14 protein-coding genes are annotated in these 19,262 nt (G+C 43.5%); 3 read left to right on the top strand and 11 right to left on the bottom strand.

Translation table 11 applies throughout. The features are described from left to right. Positions 1 to 29 precede the first annotated feature (29 nt). From KKF19_03935 to rpsR, 3 genes are read left to right on the top strand one after another with little or no spacing between them, the layout of a single operon-like run. Positions 30 to 557, top strand: coding sequence for a 30S ribosomal protein S6 (locus KKF19_03935; protein ID MBU2580071.1), 528 nt, complete (start codon positions 30 to 32; stop codon positions 555 to 557). 1 nt (position 558) lies between these two features. Further along, positions 559 to 1,041 (top strand): single-stranded DNA-binding protein, encoded by a 483-nt coding sequence (gene ssb, locus KKF19_03940; GenBank protein MBU2580072.1) that lies wholly within the window; start codon positions 559 to 561, stop codon positions 1,039 to 1,041. Positions 1,042 to 1,056: 15 nt separating this feature from the next. After that, positions 1,057 to 1,260 carry a 30S ribosomal protein S18 gene (rpsR, locus tag KKF19_03945; protein MBU2580073.1) on the top strand — a complete coding sequence of 68 codons (204 nt, stop codon included), beginning with the start codon at positions 1,057 to 1,059 and terminating at the stop codon, positions 1,258 to 1,260. Between the two features lie 172 nt (positions 1,261 to 1,432). Here rpsR and recA read toward each other — a convergent pair whose 3' ends face one another. The 11 genes from recA to KKF19_04000 form a co-directional block, all read right to left on the bottom strand. Then, on the bottom strand, positions 1,433 to 2,443 hold the full coding sequence (gene recA / locus KKF19_03950; GenBank protein MBU2580074.1) for a recombinase RecA: 1,011 nt from the start codon (positions 2,441 to 2,443) through the stop codon (positions 1,433 to 1,435). 104 nt (positions 2,444 to 2,547) lie between these two features. Next, on the bottom strand, positions 2,548 to 4,689 hold the full coding sequence (locus KKF19_03955) for a DNA translocase FtsK (protein MBU2580075.1): 2,142 nt from the start codon (positions 4,687 to 4,689) through the stop codon (positions 2,548 to 2,550). 58 nt (positions 4,690 to 4,747) lie between these two features. Next, positions 4,748 to 8,338: a DNA-directed RNA polymerase subunit beta' gene (gene rpoC, locus KKF19_03960; GenBank protein ID MBU2580076.1), complete on the bottom strand. Its 3,591-nt coding sequence runs from the start codon at positions 8,336 to 8,338 to the stop codon at positions 4,748 to 4,750. 61 nt (positions 8,339 to 8,399) lie between these two features. After that, positions 8,400 to 8,762 carry a four helix bundle protein gene (locus KKF19_03965; GenBank protein ID MBU2580077.1) on the bottom strand — a complete coding sequence of 121 codons (363 nt, stop codon included), beginning with the start codon at positions 8,760 to 8,762 and terminating at the stop codon, positions 8,400 to 8,402. A 63-nt stretch (positions 8,763 to 8,825) separates the two neighbouring features. Beyond that, positions 8,826 to 12,065: a DNA-directed RNA polymerase subunit beta gene (locus KKF19_03970; protein MBU2580078.1), complete on the bottom strand. Its 3,240-nt coding sequence runs from the start codon at positions 12,063 to 12,065 to the stop codon at positions 8,826 to 8,828. Between the two features lie 280 nt (positions 12,066 to 12,345). Next, positions 12,346 to 14,760 carry a tetratricopeptide repeat protein gene (locus KKF19_03975; protein ID MBU2580079.1) on the bottom strand — a complete coding sequence of 805 codons (2,415 nt, stop codon included), beginning with the start codon at positions 14,758 to 14,760 and terminating at the stop codon, positions 12,346 to 12,348. A 311-nt stretch (positions 14,761 to 15,071) separates the two neighbouring features. Continuing rightward, positions 15,072 to 15,422, bottom strand: a complete 351-nt coding sequence (locus KKF19_03980; GenBank protein MBU2580080.1) for a YraN family protein — start codon at positions 15,420 to 15,422, stop codon at positions 15,072 to 15,074. A gap of 91 nt (positions 15,423 to 15,513) precedes the next feature. Then, positions 15,514 to 17,031, bottom strand: a complete 1,518-nt coding sequence (locus KKF19_03985) for a YifB family Mg chelatase-like AAA ATPase (GenBank protein MBU2580081.1) — start codon at positions 17,029 to 17,031, stop codon at positions 15,514 to 15,516. A 75-nt stretch (positions 17,032 to 17,106) separates the two neighbouring features. Further along, complete coding sequence (locus KKF19_03990; GenBank protein MBU2580082.1) at positions 17,107 to 17,631, bottom strand: DNA-processing protein DprA; 525 nt, start codon at positions 17,629 to 17,631, stop codon at positions 17,107 to 17,109. A 7-nt stretch (positions 17,632 to 17,638) separates the two neighbouring features. Continuing rightward, positions 17,639 to 17,977, bottom strand: a complete 339-nt coding sequence (locus KKF19_03995) for a DNA-protecting protein DprA (protein MBU2580083.1) — start codon at positions 17,975 to 17,977, stop codon at positions 17,639 to 17,641. After that, positions 17,974 to 19,230 carry an ATP-binding protein gene (locus KKF19_04000; GenBank protein MBU2580084.1) on the bottom strand — a complete coding sequence of 419 codons (1,257 nt, stop codon included), beginning with the start codon at positions 19,228 to 19,230 and terminating at the stop codon, positions 17,974 to 17,976. Before KKF19_04000 ends, KKF19_03995 begins: the two co-directional genes overlap by 4 nt. Positions 19,231 to 19,262 lie beyond the last annotated feature (32 nt).

Consider the following 19,262-nt stretch of genomic DNA (forward strand, 5'->3'; position numbering starts at 1 on the left):
TATTCTTGTTTTTTGGTACCCTATAACCGATGAATGAACAAAACAAAATATATCAATTAACTTGTCTTTTTTCTCCACTCTTAAGTTCTGAAGAATCCGACAAATTAGTTCAAAAAATTAAAAAAGAAATTACCGACCGCGAGGGTTCTTTTGATTTGCCGTCCGCATTTTTAGTAAAAGAGAATCTAACTAAAAAGAGATTATCTTACCCAATTAAAAAAGAACAGGAAGCGCTTTTTATAAACATAAACTTCACCGCCCCTGCTGAAGCGATTGGCCAAATTGTAAATCAAATCGGGTCAGAGAAAGATGTCCTTCGCTGTCTGGCTACTCTGGAGAAAAAAAGCAAACCCAAACCACAGCCAGACAAAAACGAATTTGATTTTGAATTCGTTGATAAAGTAGAACCGCTTGTTAAAAAAGAAATTGAGCCAGAAAAACAAATAGAAAAAAAAGAAGAAGAAACAACCGAAGAAGAAATCCCAGACAAATCCTCAAAAGCAAAAGTCAAAATTGAAGAATTAGACAAAAAGTTAGAAGAAATATTAAATCAATAATATGAATTTAAATAAAGTTATTATTGTCGGGCGGTTGACGCGCGACCCAGAATCAAGAGCAATGCCTTCGGGAAAAAGCGTTGTTTCTTTGGGTATCGCGACCAACAGTTTTTGGACAGACGCGAGTGGAAATAAAAAGGAAGCGACAGAATACCATAATATCGTTGTCTTTGGAAAATTAGCCGATACTTGTTCCCAATACCTTACAAAAGGACAGTTAATTTTGGTGGAGGGACGAATTCAAACCCGTTCTTGGGACGACCAAAGCGGAAATAAAAAATATAAAACAGAAATAATTGCCAACAACATGCAAATGGGACCAAGGCCGGGAGGAAGCCAAGCGGCGCCAAACACTACAACAAACCAGCCAAACCGACCCGCCCCCGCTCCCGCGCCTGTTTCCCAAGAAGATATTCCCGTGATTAACGCCGAAGAACCAATGGAAGTGAAAAACGAAGTTGATGTAGAAAGCATCCCCTTTTAATTTTATTAAACACTTATGATTAAAAATTGCCCATTTTGCCAGGAAAAAGATTTAGAGATTAATTACCAAGACACCGAAACACTTTTTCGGTTTACTTCAGGACAAGCCAAAATAATCACCCCAAAACGAACCGGCGTCTGCGCTAAACACCAAAGACAGCTCGCCAAAGCGATAAAAAGAGCCCGCGTCATGGGGCTCATGCCATTTATAAGGAAATAAAGAAATAAGCGTTTTATATTTTTTTGATACGCGTGGGGCGCCCTTTAGGGCTAAAGCGTTCAGAAAAATCTAAACGCGAACTTTCCGAGCAAGCATTCTGAAATTTCTGATGCGTGTAGGGTTCCCGTTCCGACGGGATAAAACGCTCAGAAATTTCAGAATGCGAGCGATCTTAACTCGCGTTTTTCATTATCTCTTTCACAATCTCCGCCACAAGGCGGGGATTTTCTTTTAGGTATTTTTTTGACGCTTCTACGCCCTGCCCCAATTTCGTTTCTCCGTAAGAAAACCAAGCGCCTGCTCTTTTAATCACGCCGAACTTAACGCCCGTATTAACAATGTCCCCGAGACGGGAAATTCCTTCATTGTAAAAAATATCAAACTCCGCCTGCCTAAAAGGAGGAGCAACTTTGTTTTTAACTACTTTAACTTTCGTCCTATTGCCGATAATTTGCTCGCCCTGCTGAATTTTCGCCGAGCGACGAAGTTCTAAGCGAACCGAGGAATAAAACTTCAATGCCTTTCCGCCGGGCGTTTCTTCGGGGTTTCCGAAAACAATCCCTATTTTCATTCTAATTTGATTAATAAAAATAACAGTCGTTCCGCTTTTATGAACAATAGCGGTCAATTTTCTTAACGCCTGCGACATAAGCCGCGCCTGTAAACCCATGTGCGACTGCCCCATTTCACCTTCAATTTCAGCTCTGGGCGTCAAAGCGGCAACCGAGTCAATTACAACTAAATCAACCGCCCCCGACCTGACTAAACTCTCCAAAATCTCCAATGCTTGCTCGCCTGTATCTGGCTGGGAAATAAACAAATCATTAACTTTTACGCCAATTTTTTTGGCGTATTCCGGATCCAGAGCGTGTTCCGCGTCTATAAAGGCCGCCAAACCGCCTTTTTTTTGCGCCTCGGCAACAATATGAAGCGCCAGGGTGCTTTTGCCGCTTGACTCCATCCCAAAAATTTCAATAATTCTCCCGCGCGGCATTCCGCCAACCCCCAAAGCCAAATCCAGAGCGATTGAGCCCGTCGGGATAGCGTCAACATCAACATGCTTCGCGTCGCCCAATTTCATAATCGCGCCATCGCCAAAACGCCCCCTGATTTCATCAACCGTCGCGTCCAATATCTTTATTTTCTCCTCCCTCACCTCCACCGCTGTTTTTTGTTTAGACATAAAAATTTTTAATTTCCAATTTTTAAAACTCTCAAATTTTTCTTAATCTTGTTCTTGTTTTTCTTATTTTTCTTATTTGGAAATTGATAATTGAGAATTGAAAATTATATCTCTTCTTCTCCCTTATCCTCAAAAACATCTCTCGCCTTCGCTCCATCGGATGGGCCGACTACGCCTCTATCTTCTAAAATATCAATCAGACGAGCGGCGCGGGCGTATCCAACCCTTAAACGCCTTTGGAGTAAGGACGCAGACGCTTTTCCGGCGCGGATAACTTCCGCTTTCGCTTCTTCGTAAAGCTCGTCGTCCGCTTCCGAACCGTCGGCGCTAAACGAAGTTCTTCTTGACTCTGTTCCGGAAGAATCCAACTCATCCTTATACTCCGGCTCGCAACCCTTTCTTAAATAATCCGTCACTTTTTTAATCTCTTTTTCTGAAACATATCCGCCCTGAACCCGAATCGGCTTAGCAGAATTTCCTGCCAAGAAAAGCATATCGCCGTTGCCTAATAATTTTTCTGCCCCGCCCATATCCAAAATCGTCCGCGAATCAATCTGTGAAGCAACTTGAAAAGCCATTCTTGAAGTAATATTCGCTTTAATTAAACCCGTAATTACTTCAACCGAAGGCCTTTGGGTCGCGACAATCAGGTGAATCCCGACCGCGCGCGCCATTTGAGCGATTCTCACAATCGCTCCTTCTGCCTCGCGTCCATAAGACGACATTAGGTCCGCCAACTCGTCAATCACAATCACGATATATGGTAACCGCTCTCCGTCTATATCCTTATTATAACTTCCAATATCCCGTTTCCCTGCCCCTTGAAGAACGCCAAACCGTCTTTCCATTTCCCCAACCGCCCACCGTAAAGCGCCGACTGCCTTGTCTGGCTTAACAATTACCGGCGTTAATAAATGAGGAATGTTGCTATACGCCGTTAACTCAACCCTTTTCGGGTCAATTAAAATAAGTTTCAAATTTTCAGGCAAAGCGCGATAAAGTAAACTCAAAATAACATTATTCAAAGCAATCGTTTTGCCCGTTCCTGTCGCGCCGGAAACCAAGAGATGAGGCATTTGCGACAAATCAGCAAAGACCGGCTTGCCCGCCACATCGCGTCCTAAAGCGAGAACCAATCCCGCAGTGGATTCTTGAAAAGCGGGCCTCTCCAAAAGCGTTCTTAATCGCACCAAAACCATTGATTTATTGGGAATTTCTATCCCAACCAAAGACCTTTTGGGAATGGGCGCCTCTATTCTTAAGGGATGCGCCGCCAAAGCCAAAGCCAAATCATTTTGCAAAGAAGTAATTTTAGCAAGTTTAACTCCTTGGGCTGGCCTCAAAGTATATTGTGTCACCGTCGGTCCAACATTTACTTCCGCCATTTCCACTTCAATCCCAAAATTCTCCAGCGTTCTTTTTATAATATTAATATTCGCTTTAATATCGCCGCTCGTCGGCTGGCCGACATCTTTTTCCAAAAACTCAAGAGGAGGCAATTGAAAACCGCTAAATTGCTTGTTCAAACCGTCCGAAATTGAAACCATAGGAATAACAGTCGCTTTTGCTTTCGCCTTTACATCGGGAGCCGCCTCTTTTCCTACAATATGGTCACCTCCAATTTCTGGCTTATTGTCTGGCAAATCAGATTTTCTTTTAAGCCGTTGCCAAACGCTGTTTTTTACCTCAACAGCTAAAGATTCCTCTTTCTCGTCCTCCGAAGATTTGGCGGAGGAGGATTTAACCGCCCGCGCCGGTATTAGAGAAATATTAAAAGTAATTAAAATAGAAATCGCCAAAACAGCGAACAGGACAACCAGTCCCGCCCAAAATCCCAGAAATTTAGAAGAGGGATAACCCAAAACCAATCCCAAATATCCGCCTTCAGCGGTCAAAATATGAAAAAGACCTAAAACACTGAAAATAAAAAGGGCCATTCCCGATAGAATCGTCCGATAAACAGGGTTGCTTCGCCCGCCAAAACCAAAACCAGGAAGCAAAACCGCCAGCCCAGCGAGAACAAAACTAATAGAAACCAAGAAAAATCCCTTGCCAAAAAGCATTACGCTCAATTTGAAAAAATATTCGCCAAATGTCCCGGCCACGCCCAAAAAACTTAACAAACTAACAGCGGCAAAAGTGAAAAAAATAATCACCAAAACCCCCTTCTTGGTTTCAGGGTGGAGGAAAGAAATCTTCTTTTTAACGCCACCCTTTTTAAGTTTTTTTTTGGTCTTTTTGGGCATAATTCTAAGATTCTAAGGGGGCTGCCCCCGCAACGGGGGCAGCCCCCGTCTTTCTTTGCTATTTCCCGTATCCTGTTCCTGCTGGTATTAGTTTACCAATAATTACATTTTCCTTCAACCCCTTTAATTTATCCTCTTTTCCTTGGATGCTGGCGTTAATCAAAACCTGCGTCGTTTGAATAAACGAAGCTGCCGAAAGAAAACTTTCCGTCGTCAAAGAAACCTTGGTAATACCAAGCAAAATCTGCTCGCCAGACGCAAGTTCTCCGCCTTTTGCCGCGGCCTCATTATTCTCCGCCGTAAAACGACTTTGTTCAACAATCTCATCCCCTAAAAGAGTCGTTGAGCCGGGGTTTTTGACTTTGACGCGAGAAAACATCTGGCGAATAATCATCTCTATGTGCTTATCGTTGATATTTGCTCCGACAAACGCGTAAATTTGTTGAACCTCTTTCAGAATATATCTCTGAACCGCTTCCCTTCCCGCCACTTTATACAAATCAGCCAAGTCAACATGCCCCTCTCCTAATTGCTGTCCTTTTCCAACCAAGTCGCCTTTTTCAATTTGCATCGCGATATGCGACGGAAGAGTATATTCCAAAACCGCTTTTTTATTCTTGTCTTTCTTTTGTTTCCCGTCATCCAAAACCTCTATCTGAACAATTCTCTGTGTTCCATTTTCAATAATATTTTTCACCTTGCCGTCCACTTCTGAAATGACGGTCTTGCCTTTGGGAACGCGCGCTTCAAAAATTTCCTCAATCCGAGGAAGACCCTGCGTAATATCCTGCCCGCCCGCGACACCGCCCGTGTGGAAGGTCCGCAAAGTCAACTGGGTCGCCGGCTCGCCAATCGCCTGCGCCGTCACAATTCCAACCGCCTCGCCTAATTCAATTAACGCGTTTCTACCCAAATCATATCCATAACAACTTTGACAAACTCCATCCAACGACTTGCAAGCGATGACAGACCTAACTCTGACGCTTTTAACGCCCGCTTCATCTATAATCTGAGCGGCTTTTTGACTAATGATCTCGCCTGCTTTCGCCAACAATTTTTTCTTGCCGCCTTTGCCCGCCTCCGCGTAAATATTATCTAACGCGATTCTCCCGACAATCCGATAAGCGAACGAAACTCCCAAATCTTCTTCGTCCTCGCGATAAATTTTAATCCCGGTCGTATCTCCGCAATCCTTTTCGCGAATGACCACATCCTGACAGACATCAACCAAGCGACGCGTCAAATACCCTGCTTGCGCCGTGTTCAGAGCCGTGTCAGCCAATCCCTTTCTGCCTCCATGAGTGGAAATGAAATATTCCAAAACGCTCAAGCCCTCTTTATACGAATTTTTAATCGGCAGTTCAATAATTTCATTAGACGGGTTGACAACCAACCCTTTCATTCCCATCATTTGAGATAACTGTTTTAAAGACCCGCGCGCGCCCGAATCAAAAATACTGAAAACTGGGCCGTTTGGGTCAAGGACCTCCATTGTTTTTTTGGATATTTTATCGCTCACGCCCAGCCAAATCTCAATTACGCGCGCTCTTCTTTCGTCATCCGTCAACAACCCGTCGTCATATTGCCCCTGAACTTTAACCGACTCGCGCGAGGCCTTTTCTAATTCTTCTTTTTTCTCTTTAGGAACTTGTAAATCATCCATGCCCCAACTAATGCCAGAAACCGAAGCGTATTTAAAGCCCATTCTCTTAAGTTTGTCTAAGATAACCGCTGTTTTTTTAATACCAAATTTATCAACTATTTCCGAGACCAATTTGCGGATTTCTTTTTTATTCATCGTCTTGTTGACAAACTCCATTCCTTCTGGCAAGGGCTCGTTAAAAATTACTCGCCCAATAGATGTTTCCACTAATTCTCCGTTCTCTAAGCGAACTTTGACCCTCGCTTTCAAATGGACATCGCCAAAATGCTTCGCTAAAAGCGCCTCCGAAATGCCCGAAAAAATCTTCCCTTCGCCAACTAGCCCCTCCTCAATTTTTGTCATCCAGTAGCAACCCAAAACCATATCCAAAGAAGGCACCGCGACCGGTTCGCCCGTAGATGGCTTTAAAATATTGACCGAAGAAAGCATAATCTCCTTCGCCTCTTTTTGCGCCGCCTTGCCTAAAGGTAAATGAACTGCCATTTGGTCGCCGTCAAAGTCGGCGTTAAAAGCGCTACAAACAAGAGGATGAACCTGAATTGCTTTTCCTTCAATTAAAATCGGCTGGAAGGCCTGTATTCCCAAACGATGCAAAGTCGGCGCTCTGTTCAAAAGCACATATCTATTCTTGGTCACTTCTTCTAAAATATCCCAAACCTCGTCAATTTCTTCCTCAATCAGCCGTCCTGCGCCTCTCACATTATGCGCCAACTCTCTCTCAACTAATTTGTTAATTACAAACGGCTTGAAAAGTTCCAAGGCCATATATTTAGGCAATCCGCACTGGTTCAATTTTAAATCAGGACCAACAACAATAACTGAACGGCCTGAATAGTCAACTCTTTTTCCTAAAAGGTTTTGTCTAAATCTGCCCTGTTTGCCTTTAAGCATATCCGCCAACGATTTCAAAACGCGTTTTTGCCCGGTAGACGCGGCAACCGTCACTTGTCCGCGACGGCTCGTGTTGTCAATCAAAGCGTCAACCGCTTCCTGCAACATTCTTTTCTCGTTGCGGCAAATAACCTCCGGCGCTTTCAACTCCAAAAGCCGCTTTAAGCGGTTATTTCTATTAATCACTCGGCGATACAAATCATTGACATCAGAAGTCGCGTAACGGCTTCCATCCAATTGAACCATCGGACGCAAATCAGGCGGCAAGACCGGCAAGACCGTCCAGAACATCCATTCCGGGCGAATTTTAGCGCGAATCATTCCCTCAATCAGTCGCAACCGCTTGAGCATTTTTGCCTTAATCGCCACGCTCGCCGTTTTCGCCTGGTCATCCAGTTTTTTAGCAAGCGCTTCTAAATTAATTCCCTCAAAAATTGTCCTTAATGTTTCCGAACCCGTCCCCGCTTCAAAAACCTGCCCATATTTCATACTCAAAGCGCGATAATCAATTTCCGAAAGAATTTGATGTTTATATAGCCCCCTCACTTCCCGAATCGCTGCGTCCTGCTGCTCTTTAAGGTTTTGTTTCTCACCCGCTTTAGGACCAATCTCTTTTAACTTCGTCTTATACTCCTTTTTAATTTCGCTCATCACCTCTCCTCTTTCTTCTTCGTTGATTTTAGTAATAATATACCCGGCGAAATAAATCACTTTTTCCAATTCCTGCGCCGAACGATCCAAAACCAAGCCCATTTTAGAAGGCAGACCCTTCAAAAACCAGATATGCGAAACAGGCACCGCTAAATTAATATGCCCCATTCTTTCGCGGCGAACATTTGAGCGCGTCACTTCAACTCCACATTTATCGCAAACAATTCCTTTGTAGCGAACGCGGCGATATTTGCCGCAATAACACTCCCAGTCCTTTTCTGGTCCAAAAATTTTCTCGCAAAACAAACCGTCTTTTTCGGCTCTCTGCGTCCTGTAATTAATCGTCTCCGGCTTAGTCACTTCCCCCCGCGACCACCCCAAAATTTCCTCTGGGGAGGCCAACTTCAACCGAATAGATTTGAAATCGCTAACTAATGTGCTCATAAGATTTATAATTATCAATTTTCAATTATCAATTTTCAAAAAATTTCCAATGCTTTAATTTTCAATTATCGGCTTTTTGGTTTTGTTTCATTGTTGAAGATATTTTATTAAATATCAAAGCAAATTCGTGAGCTTCCAACCATAATTTTCTAAGTTTATCTTTTTCTTCTGGATTTGATTGCGCCATTATTTCTATCCAATATTTGGTTTCTTGAATTTCTTTTCTGCAAATAAATATTTTGTTCTTAAAATCTTTATTAGAACTGGCATTATTTGCTTCGCAATAATTAGCCCCAATACTTGTCGCTGATCTAATAAGTTGCGATATTAAATTTCTGTTTATTTCATCTTTTCTTATTTCTCTTAGCAGTATTATAATATTCTTGCTAAAATTCTTTGTTCTGTCTTCTAAATCATACTTCATGTTTTGAAAATTCAGTCATTGAAAATTGTTTGAAAATTGAGAATTGAAAATTGAAAATTTTGACTACTTCCCTGTCAGTTCCATCCCCAGTCCCAGCGCCTTTAACTCGCTTAACAAAACATTAAAGGAAGCCGGAATGTTCGGCGCTTGGATTTCTCTTCCGCGAATAATCGCGTCGTAAACATTCGTCCGCCCGCTCACATCGTCCGATTTAATCGTTAAAATTTCCTGCAAAGTGTGCGCCGCGCCGTATCCTTCCAACGCCCAAACCTCCATTTCCCCAAATCTCTGCCCGCCAAATTGCGCTTTTCCGCCCAAGGGCTGTTGAGTAATCAAGGAATAAGGCCCAACTGAACGCATGTGCATCTTGTCTTCAACCAAATGCAATAATTTCAAAATATATGTATATCCGACCGTAATCGGCTGTTCAAACGGCTCGCCATTTCGCCCATCGTATAAAATAACTTTTCCGCTTTCGGGCAAGCCAGCTTTCTTTAATTCGCTTTTAATTTCGCTTTCCTTAAATCCAGCCAAAGCCGGAGTAATCGCTTGATACCCCAATTCCTTCGCCGCCCAACCAAGATGTGTTTCCAAAATTTGACCGATGTTCATCCGCGAAGCAACGCCCAAAGGATTAAGAATAATTTCCACCGGCGTTCCGTCCGCCAAATGAGGCATATCTTCTTCTGGAAGAATTTTAGAAATGACGCCCTTGTTTCCGTGCCGGCCAGCAAGTTTGTCGCCCACCGAAATTTTGCGCAATTGCGCCACTTCCACTTGGATGCTCCGAATTACTCCGCTCTGCAATTTGTCGCCATTATCGCGCGAGAAAATTTTAATTCCGACGACCCGGCCTCTTTTTCCATGCGGCATTCGCAAAGAAGTGTCTTTAACATCGCGCGCTTTCTCTCCAAAAATCGCCTGCAATAATCTTTCTTCCGCCGTCAAATCGGTTTCTCCTTTGGGAGAAATTTTGCCAACTAAAATATCATTAGGTCCGACTTCCGCTCCAACGCGGACAATCCCCTCTTCGTCTAAATCCTTGAGTCGGTCTTCGCCCACATTAGGAATATCAGGCGTGGTCGTTTCTGGCCCTAATTTTGTTTCCCGGACGAAGCAGGTAAAACTTTCAATATGAATTGAGGTAAATCGGTCGTCTTTGACTAATTTCTCAGAAAGAATAATCGCGTCTTCAAAATTGTACCCTCGCCATGACATAAAAGCGACCAAAAGATTTTGCCCCAGAGCCAGCCGTCCCTGGTCGGTGGAGGCGCCATCCGCTAAAATATCATCTTTCTTAACCCTCTGTCCTTTTTGAACAAGTGGATGCTGACAAACGCAAGTATATTGGTTTGTTCGCGTAAAAGAACGCAAATAATATGTTTTTAATTTTCCTTTTTTGGGTCTAACCGCGATATGCTCCGCGTCAACCTCTTCAATCGTTCCGTCCTCCTCGGCAATAATCAAACTACCCGAATCCCTCGCCGCTCGGTCTTCCATGCCCGTCCCAACCAAAGGCGCCTGCGGTTTAACGCAAGAAACCGCCTGTCTCTGCATATTTGAGCCCATCAAAGCGCGGTTGCTATCGTCGTGTTCCAAAAACGGAATCAAAGAAGTAGCAACACTAATTGGCTGCTGCCGCGAAACATCAATAAAATCAACCTTGGAGCGGTCAATGACGCTCGGCTGTCCCTTAACCCGCGCTTCCACGATTTTGTCAGCCAGCCGCCCGTCCGCCCCAATAGCAACCCCCTTATGCGCGATATTGTATTTCTCCTCTTCGGCGGCATTAAGACAAACAACCTCTTTTGTCGGTTTCCCTTTAACTACTCTGCGATAAGGCGTTTCAAGAAAACCATATTCATTCAAACGCGCTGTCACAGTTAAATGCCCAATCAAACCAATGTTCGGACCTTCCGAAGTATGAATTGGACAAATTCTTCCGTAGTGACTTGAGTGCACATCTCTCACTTCAAACCCCGCTCTTTCCCTCGTCAAACCACCCGGACCCATCGCCGATAACCGTCGTTTATGCTCCAGTTCTGCCAAAGGATTGTGCTGGTCCATAAATTGCGACAATTGCGAAGAGGAAAAAAATTCTTTCACTGAAGCAATAAAAGGCCGAACATTAATCAACTGCCCCGGCATCATTTCATAAGGGTCAAGCGTGGACATTCGGTCGCGGATAATTCTTTCTGTCCGCGCCATTCCGACTCGCAATTTATTCTGCAATAATTCCCCCATGGACTTGACGCGGCGATTGCCCAAATGGTCAATATCGTCCGGCGTCGCGCCTGGCGTATTATTTAAAACAATAATTTCCCGAATAATATTCTTAATATCCTCCAAACAAAGCACCCTCTTTTTTTGGGGACAGTCCCCCGTCTTCGGGGGCTGCCCCCAATTCCCCACCCTCTGCCCTAACTTCCATCTTCCCACTTCTCCCAAATCGTATCTTTCAAAAGAAAGCATCGCTTCAATAAATCCACGCGCGTTATCTTCCGTTGCTAAATCGCCCGGACGAATTCTTTTGTAAACCGAAACAAACGACTCGCCCGCCGTTTTAGCTGAGTCCTTTTCAATTGTCGCTTCAATGTAATCCGTTTCGCCATTGTTAATATCGGAGAAAAATCCCTTGATCTCATCGTTAGATAAATTGTCATTTCCTTCAAGCGCGGCAAAAACCCGCATTAAAGCGGTCACTGAAACTTTTCTCTTTCTATCAATTTTTACGGCAATCGCGCCGTCCGAATCCGTTTCAAATTCCAACCAAGCGCCGCGGCTTGGAATAACTTTTGCTCCAAATCTTTGCTGGCCTCTTAAAAATTGAGAAACAAAAAACGCCCCAGAAGATCTAATTAGTTGCGAAATCACGACCCTCTCCACGGCGTTCACGATAAATGTCCCGCGGTCAGTCATCACGGGAAAATCGCCAAAGAAAATTTCTTGCTCTTTGACTTCTTTTGTTTTTCTGTTAATCAACTTGACTCGACAATACAAAGACGCCTCGTAAGAAACATTGCGAGTTCTGGCTTCTCTTTCGTCATATTTCGGCTCATCCAGACGATAGTCGCCAAAAGAAAGTTCAAGTTCTTTGCCTCCCCAATCCTTAATCGGGGAAAACTCATCTAAAAGTTCGCGCAGGCCTTTTTCCCAAAACCACCGATACGAATTTTTTTGTATCTCTACGAGGTTGGGCAATTCATACTCATTCCGCTGGGAAGCGGAAGCCGCGCTAAATCGCTTAGGGAGACAGCCAACACTTTGACCGTCCCAACATTGAGAATGGACTTTTTTAGACATAAAATAAAAAATCTTACGCAAAACAAAACCCTTCCTTCACGCTTCAGAAAGGTCGTTTAAAAAAATATTCAAAATTATTCCCGACAATCCCGCCAAAAAGACATAAAAAGTAGGCGGCTAAATTAAATAAACCTAAACTACCCTCCAAGTATACATAACCAAAAAAATAAGTCAAGCCCTTCACCGGGGACCCGACGGGAGCAGCCCCCGCAACGAGGGCTGCCCCCTTTCCCTCTCTCGGGGACAGTCCCCCGTCTTCGGGGGCTGCCCCCATCTTAGTTTATTCGACTACCGGCGCCTCCAATTCCTGTATTATCTTCATAATATTCTCATTCCCCGGGACCAACTGGTCTACGATCTTAAATTGAATCAACGCGTCCGCGTTTCGTCCCGCAACTTGATAGGACAACGCTAAAGCGTATCGCCCATTAGCGTATTGCGGCGTAATAATCACCGCCTGCTCAAACATAGGAATGGCCTCGCTCACTCTGTTGAGGTTGAAATAGAGACGGCCCATCTGGAAATAAATTTCAGTCGCCGCGCCCGCCAATTCCGAACCCCTCTGGAAACTCACCCCTTTTAATTTCGTTAAAACCGATTGCGTCTGCTCAAGCGCTCTTTCAAGCTCGCCCTTCTGCTCATAAGCCAACGCCAATTGAATATGCGCGTCTAAATAATTAGCTTTCAAATCAACCGCCTTTTGACAATAAGCGACTGTTTCGTCCCAATTCTCTTTTTCAACCGTCTCGTCTTCCGTAATTAAATTCAACCGACAAAGTTCCCGATAAAAAACAGGATTGCTCGGCTCTAACTCCAACGCTTTCGCGAACGCCTCCATAGCGAAAGGCAAAGTTCCGCCAACCAAGCCACGCGCGTCCCGATAAACCGCTCCCAAATTTTCCCAAGCGCTCACGGAATTGGGACTCAAATCGGTCGCCACTCTCGCTTGCTGAATAGAACCGGCGGCAAGTGTTTGTAACAATTCAATATTTCTCTCCGCCTCCGCCTTTCGCGCCTCTTCCCAAGCGGAAACCAAATAAATCTGCGACAAATTCTGCCGATAACTCGCCCTGTATCTGTTCAAATTAACTATTTCTTCGGCGCGGCGAATTAAATCTTGCCTGTCAGTCGCCGTCTGAATTAATTTTGCTTCCGCTAAATAAAATCTGCCCCCTAAATAAAAGAGGCCCGCCATCACAAAGATCAAAATCAACAAAACAACATTAATGACCAATCCCACTTCTGGCAGTTTTTTGAAAGAAAAAGATATTTTCTTGCAAGGTTTCTCTTGAAGACCTTGCCAACTGACGATACCTAATGCCGTAAAGAGCCAGAAATAGAAAAGCAAAACCGTATTTTGCGAATAGACAAATTGAGAAATAAATAAAATTAACCAGAAAAGAAGAAAAGGCAGAATAATCAGTTCGGCGGCGGCGACATCCTTACTTTTCTTAAGCCGCCACAAAGACAAAACCATAATCAGCAAGAACATAAAGACAACCGTTAAATAACTTAAAATTCCCAAAATGCCAAGCGCCCCCGTCGTTTCCATAAAATAATTTGACGCCCTGTCAAACCTAATGTTCCAAAACTGACTGTTGTTAAATTCAGCCGGCTTAAACTTGGCGAAATTAGCTAAAAAAGTTCCTTCTCCCGAACCCAGAATTGGGTATTCTTTGAGCGTCTGCCATGTAATCGTATTTGTCATTGCCCCGTCCAAAATCAGTTCCTTGGGTATATCCTGGTTAATATTGTTAAAATCGCTCAATAACTCCACCCGGCCCGGCAAATTAACAATAAAAATTCCGGCGATAATTAGCAAAGCGATCGGCAACATCAACGCGTTGACTCTCTTGCGAAAAATTCGCGTCCAAAAAGCGATAATTAACAAAAGAGCCATCGCCGCCGCTAAAGAAACCCAAGCCGCCCAAAAGTTAATGACAACCAAAAGAATAACCGACGCCGCCAATAATCCGTAACTTAAGACCTTTGCTAAAACGCCTCTTTTTTTGCCCTGTAAAAAGACGCCTGTGATCAGTCCGACAATCGCCGCCAAAAATATGCTTAACCCCTCAAACGAGCCGCTCACTGGGTTAAAAGAACGCAAATTCATAATCTCAGGCAGACCCGGAATTTTGCTCCAAAGATTAAAAACAGAAAGATAAGCCGCCAAAACAGCCACCCAGCCCGAGACCAAAACTAAATTAATTACCGTCCTCAAACAAACCCCAGGCGAACAAATCAACATTCTTTTCTTTGTTGTCGCGACTGCGTTTATATCAGGGGGCAGTCCCCCGTCTTCGGGGGCTGCCCCCGTCTTAGAAACCATCACATTATTCACCACGACAAAATAAAGCAAACACATCGCCAATAAACCAATCGCCGAATCCGAAAACTTCCCATACCCGCCCAGCCACGAAGAAACACTATTAATTGAAAAAACAGCGCTCAAAATAACCATGAGCATAAAAACCAAAACCCAAATATCTAAAGGCGTCCGACGAAAGACAACTTTCTTTCGAACAATAATTGTTTTCGCGAGCCAAGCGAACAAGGCCAAAGAGGCCAAAACAAAAAGCAAATATTGCTTATTAAACTCAAACACTTCCGCTGTCCAAGGCAGCCAAAATAAAGGCAGCAAAAGAACCAGCGCGTAAACCGAATACTTAATCGCGAAGTTGTATATCTTCCTCATCTTTTTTTTTGCCTCTCGAATTGCCGCTGGCTTTTTCAATCACCACCAACAAATCCTTCAAGGACTTTATTAGACGACTGGGGACAGTCCCCTCTTGGGGACTGTCCCCGGATTCTCTTTTTTTATTATACCAAAAAATTGAAAAAATAAAAGCCCGAATTATCCCCATCAGGTTTTTCCGATGGGAGCAGCCCCCGCCGCGAGGGCTGCCCCCTTTCCCTTTCTCGGGGGCAGCCCCCCGTCCTCGGGGGCTGCCCCCATTTCGCCACGAGGGGACAGTCCCCTCTGGGGGACTGTCCCCGTCTTAGTTATCACACCCCCTCAAAATGTTCCAACTCGGCAACAGTATTATCCGGATTAAGAACAATGCAAATCGCGTCTATTCTATACGCGCCTTTCCATTTTTTAAACGCGACATAAGCATTCGCGTTCCAATATAATTTTTTTAACTTTTTATAATTAATTGATTCCTCCGGCGCGACAAAAGCGCGACTCCTTTTGGTTCTCACTTCCACAAATATTAAAATATTATCTTTTCTGGCGACCAAATCAATTTCAGCGTATTTAGTCCTATAATTCTTCTCTATAATCTTATAATTTTTACTCTCCAAATAATTTTTAGCCGCGTCCTCCCCTATTTTCCAAATTATATCTTTGTTCATATTACACACCGGGGGCAGCCCCCGCAACGAGGGCTGCCCCCTTTCTCCCATCCCCGGGGACAGTCCCCCGTCTTCGGGGGCTGCCCCCATCTTAGTTACGATACTGCAACGCTTCAGCCGTATGCGAAACATCTATTTTCTCCGCTCCCTCTAAATCAGCGATTGTTCGAGCGACCTTGAGCATCTTAAAATAAGAACGAGCCGAAAGTTGAAAAGCGATCGCCGCTTGCCCAAGTATTCTTTCCGCTTCTTGAGATAAAGAACAATATCTTTTAATATCTTTATTATTCATTTCGGCGTTATTATAAATAGTTCCCCGCCTAAATCGTTTTTGCTGAATTTCCCTGGCGCGACAAACCCGTTCCCTGATGGACGCTGAACTTTCCAAAAATTTGTTAGCCCTTTCACTTTGAGATAATTTATTAATATCAACAATTGGCGCCTTGATATGAAGATCTATTCTATCTAAAATAGGACCTGAAATTTTCTTGCCATATCTTTTAATTTCCTGCGGCGAACAAGCGCACTCTTTTTTAGGGTGGTCTAAATAACCGCAAGGACAAGGATTAGCCGAAGCGACCAAAATAAATCTGGCTGGATATTTGACCATTGCTTTAGCCCGAGAAATAACCACCCAACCATCTTCCATGGGCTGGCGAAGCGATTCCAAAACCGCGCGCGGGAACTCGTTAAACTCGTCTAAAAAAAGCACGCCCCGATGGGCCAAACTAATTTCGCCCGGCCGCGGATTAGAACCCCCGCCAACCAAACCAACCAAAGAAGTGGAATGATGAGGAGACCTAAAAGGACGAGTCCTGACAATTGAAGCGCCCGGCGGAATATTGCCGCTGGCTGAATAAATCTTAGTTGTTTCTATCGCTTCCGGCTCGCTCAAAGGAGGCAAAATTCCAGTCAGCGCGCGCGCCAGCATCGTTTTGCCAGAACCCGGACTGCCTGTCATGATAACATTATGCCCGCCCGCCGCGGCTATTTCCATCGCCCTTTTCGCTTGTTCTTGCCCCAACACCTCTCTCATATCAAATTCGCTAGATGTTAAATCAGGATTAACCGACTTTATGTATTTTACTTTTTGAATTTCTTGCTTATTCAATAAGCAAGACAATAATTGAGAAAGTCGTTCCACCGGATAAACATTAATTGACGGAAAAACAGACGCCTCGTTAACCGAATCCTTGGGCAAAAAAATATTTTTAAAACCATGTTCTTTGGCGAATAAAGCCAAAAGAAAAGCGCCTCTGGTGTGCCGCAAAGTCCCGTCAAAAGAAAGTTCGCCGAAAAAGAGCGTTTTTTCCGGAATGGGAAAACCCATCACAGCGGATAAAATTCCAATCGCGATTGGCAAATCATAAAAAGAACCATCTTTGGGAATATCCGCCGGCGCCAAATTAACGGTGATTTTTTTCATCGGGAAGTCCATGCCGGAATTAACAATAGCCGCCTTGACTCTCTCCCTGCTTTCGTCCACCGCTTTTCCGGGCAAGCCGACAATCTCAAACCCAGGCAAACCTCGGCTGGCGATATTAACTTCCACATCCACAGGCAAGGCCTCCAAACCAGAATACAAAACCGACGGAATTTTTGATAACATAAATTTAAATTAGGGGGCTGCCCCCGCAACGGGGGCAGCCCCCATCCCCTCTCTTGGGGACTGTCCCCGTCTTAGCTATTTAGTATTATACTTCCCTCCTCTTAATTTAATTAGCCCCCTAATTTCCATCAACGATAACTTAACACTTAATTCCGAAACCGACATTTCCAAACCGCGCGATAATTCATCTATCCCCATCGGCTCCTGCTCTAATTTTCTTAAAATCCTGGCTTCGGGGGCTGCCCCCGCAACGGGGGCAGCCCCCATCCCCTCTCTTGGGGACAGTCCCTCGTCTTCGGGGGCTGCCCCCATCCCCCTTAAAACATCCTCCGCGCTCAAAACCATTTCCGCCCCATTCTTAATTAATAAATTAGTCCCCTTTGACAACGAACCCGTTATCGGCCCTGGCGTGGCAAAAACCTTTCGGCCAAACTTCTTCGCGCAATTAGCAGTAATCAAACAACCGCTCTTTTCTCCCGCCTCAATCACCAAAAGCGCCTTTGATAAACCAGCCACAATTCTGTTTCTTTGAGGATAAGTCCAAAGCGCCGGCTTCATCTCCCCTTCATATTCAGAAATTATTAGCCCCCCGCTCTCCAAAATACTCTTATAAAGTTTTTTTTTGATGAGCCGGATGAATTAAATCAATCCCGCATGGCATCACCGCAATCGTTCGCCCGCCCGCTTTAATCGCCGCTTCATGAGCCGCCGCATCGCCTCCATACATAAATCCAGAAACAATCGTAATTCCAGCCATCGCGATTTCGCCAACTATCTGCTCCATTATCCGCTCGCCATAAGAAGTCAATCTCCTGCTCCCAATAACCGCCAAACAATTTTCAAAAATACTCAAGTCAAAATCGCCTTTATAATACAATTGCTTAGGCGCGCCCTTAGTTTGTTTTAAAAGTTCAGGATACTCTTCATCTTCCTTGTAAATTATCATAAAAGAAACAACTCCAGCCGAAGCCCGTAGTATGGGACAAAACGCATTGCTGTGTTTCTAACTATTATTTCATCACTTAAAGTTAAATTCACCACCCAAGCTTCTTCTGGGCTATATTTAGTTATAAAACTACGAAGCGAGCGGGTAATTTCCGACTGTCGTAAATTTTGTTTTTTTGCCTCCACGGGAATAACGGTTCTACCAGAGTTAATAATAAAATCTACTTCCGCGCCGTCTTTAGAGCGCCAAAAATGAATAGACGATGACGAATGCCTTGTTTTTTCTTTAAGAACGCTAAAAACATAATTTTCAAATACAAATCCAATATTATCTTCCAAACTAATCCGCCCAAAATCTCCAGCCGCGTAATTCCGCAAGCCGATATCATAAAAATAATACACGGGCGCTTTTGTTATTTCCTTGCGAGCGTTTTTAAAATAAGGAGTAACTTTTTCTAAAATAAATGTCTTTTCCAAGTACCAAAGGTAATTTTTGACAGTCGGAATTGAAATTCCTAAAGTGGCCGAAAGTTCGGAGATGTTCACTAAATTCCCTATTTGACCAGCTATTAATCTTAACAGACGAGTAAAATCATCTGTTTTTTGTACGCCTAAAAGATAGGAAATATCTTTTTCAACATAGCTTCTATAAATTTCGTCTATTGTTTTTATCTTTTCTTCTTTTGTTTCCTCTAAAACAACTTTTGGATAACCACCATAATTTAAAAATTCTTCAAAGAGCAAACGGGCTTGTGATTTTTCTATTTCAAAAAAATCGTTTAATTTATTTTCGTATTTATAATCGGTTCTAAAATTTACAAACTCATCAAAAGACACTGTGCCAAGTTCAAACATTCTTTTTCTACCAACCAGCGATTCATGAATTTTTTCTTTAAGTTCAACACTGCCCGAGCCAGAAACGATAAATTTATACGGCAAGTTCATATCATACAAACCCTTAAGAAAAAGACCAGCGTCTTCTTTTCTTTGTATTTCATCCAAAAAAACATAACCCTTCTTTTTACCAATTTCCAATTCAATTTTCTTAAGTAATTTTTCTTGCGAGCTCAAAAATTCCCTGTCTCTTTCTATGTCAAAATTCAAACTAACCGTAGCTTCCCCTATTTTATTTAAATGAACAGCTAAAAGAGACATCAAGGTTGTTTTTCCGGCTTGTCTTGGTCCGATAATCAAACTGATTTCTTTTTTGTTTAAATGGTCTTTTAACTCTAAAAAAAGGTTTCTTTTAATCATACTTCTATTTTAGTCCGATTATTTTATAAGTC

Source organism: Patescibacteria group bacterium (genome assembly GCA_018830295.1).
In the GTDB taxonomy this organism is placed as follows: Bacteria; Patescibacteriota; Minisyncoccia; order Portnoybacterales; family UBA2143; genus JAHJSM01.

Excerpts from the sequence above, each read along its gene's own strand:
- KKF19_03965 (MBU2580077.1), bottom strand. The coding sequence starts at position 8,762 with ATGAAGTATGATTTAGAAGACAGAACAAAGAATTTTAGCAAGAATATT.
- KKF19_03935 (MBU2580071.1), top strand. The coding sequence starts at position 30 with ATGAATGAACAAAACAAAATATATCAATTAACTTGTCTTTTTTCTCCA.
- KKF19_04000 (MBU2580084.1), bottom strand. The coding sequence starts at position 19,230 with ATGATTAAAAGAAACCTTTTTTTAGAGTTAAAAGACCATTTAAACAAA.
- KKF19_03955 (MBU2580075.1), bottom strand. The coding sequence starts at position 4,689 with ATGCCCAAAAAGACCAAAAAAAAACTTAAAAAGGGTGGCGTTAAAAAG.
- rpsR (MBU2580073.1), top strand. The coding sequence starts at position 1,057 with ATGATTAAAAATTGCCCATTTTGCCAGGAAAAAGATTTAGAGATTAAT.
- rpoC (MBU2580076.1), bottom strand. The coding sequence starts at position 8,338 with ATGAGCACATTAGTTAGCGATTTCAAATCTATTCGGTTGAAGTTGGCC.
- ssb (MBU2580072.1), top strand. The coding sequence starts at position 559 with ATGAATTTAAATAAAGTTATTATTGTCGGGCGGTTGACGCGCGACCCA.
- KKF19_03985 (MBU2580081.1), bottom strand. The coding sequence starts at position 17,031 with ATGTTATCAAAAATTCCGTCGGTTTTGTATTCTGGTTTGGAGGCCTTG.
- KKF19_03975 (MBU2580079.1), bottom strand. The coding sequence starts at position 14,760 with ATGAGGAAGATATACAACTTCGCGATTAAGTATTCGGTTTACGCGCTG.
- KKF19_03995 (MBU2580083.1), bottom strand. The coding sequence starts at position 17,977 with ATGATAATTTACAAGGAAGATGAAGAGTATCCTGAACTTTTAAAACAA.
- KKF19_03980 (MBU2580080.1), bottom strand. The coding sequence starts at position 15,422 with ATGAACAAAGATATAATTTGGAAAATAGGGGAGGACGCGGCTAAAAAT.
- KKF19_03970 (MBU2580078.1), bottom strand. The coding sequence starts at position 12,065 with ATGTCTAAAAAAGTCCATTCTCAATGTTGGGACGGTCAAAGTGTTGGC.
- recA (MBU2580074.1), bottom strand. The coding sequence starts at position 2,443 with ATGTCTAAACAAAAAACAGCGGTGGAGGTGAGGGAGGAGAAAATAAAG.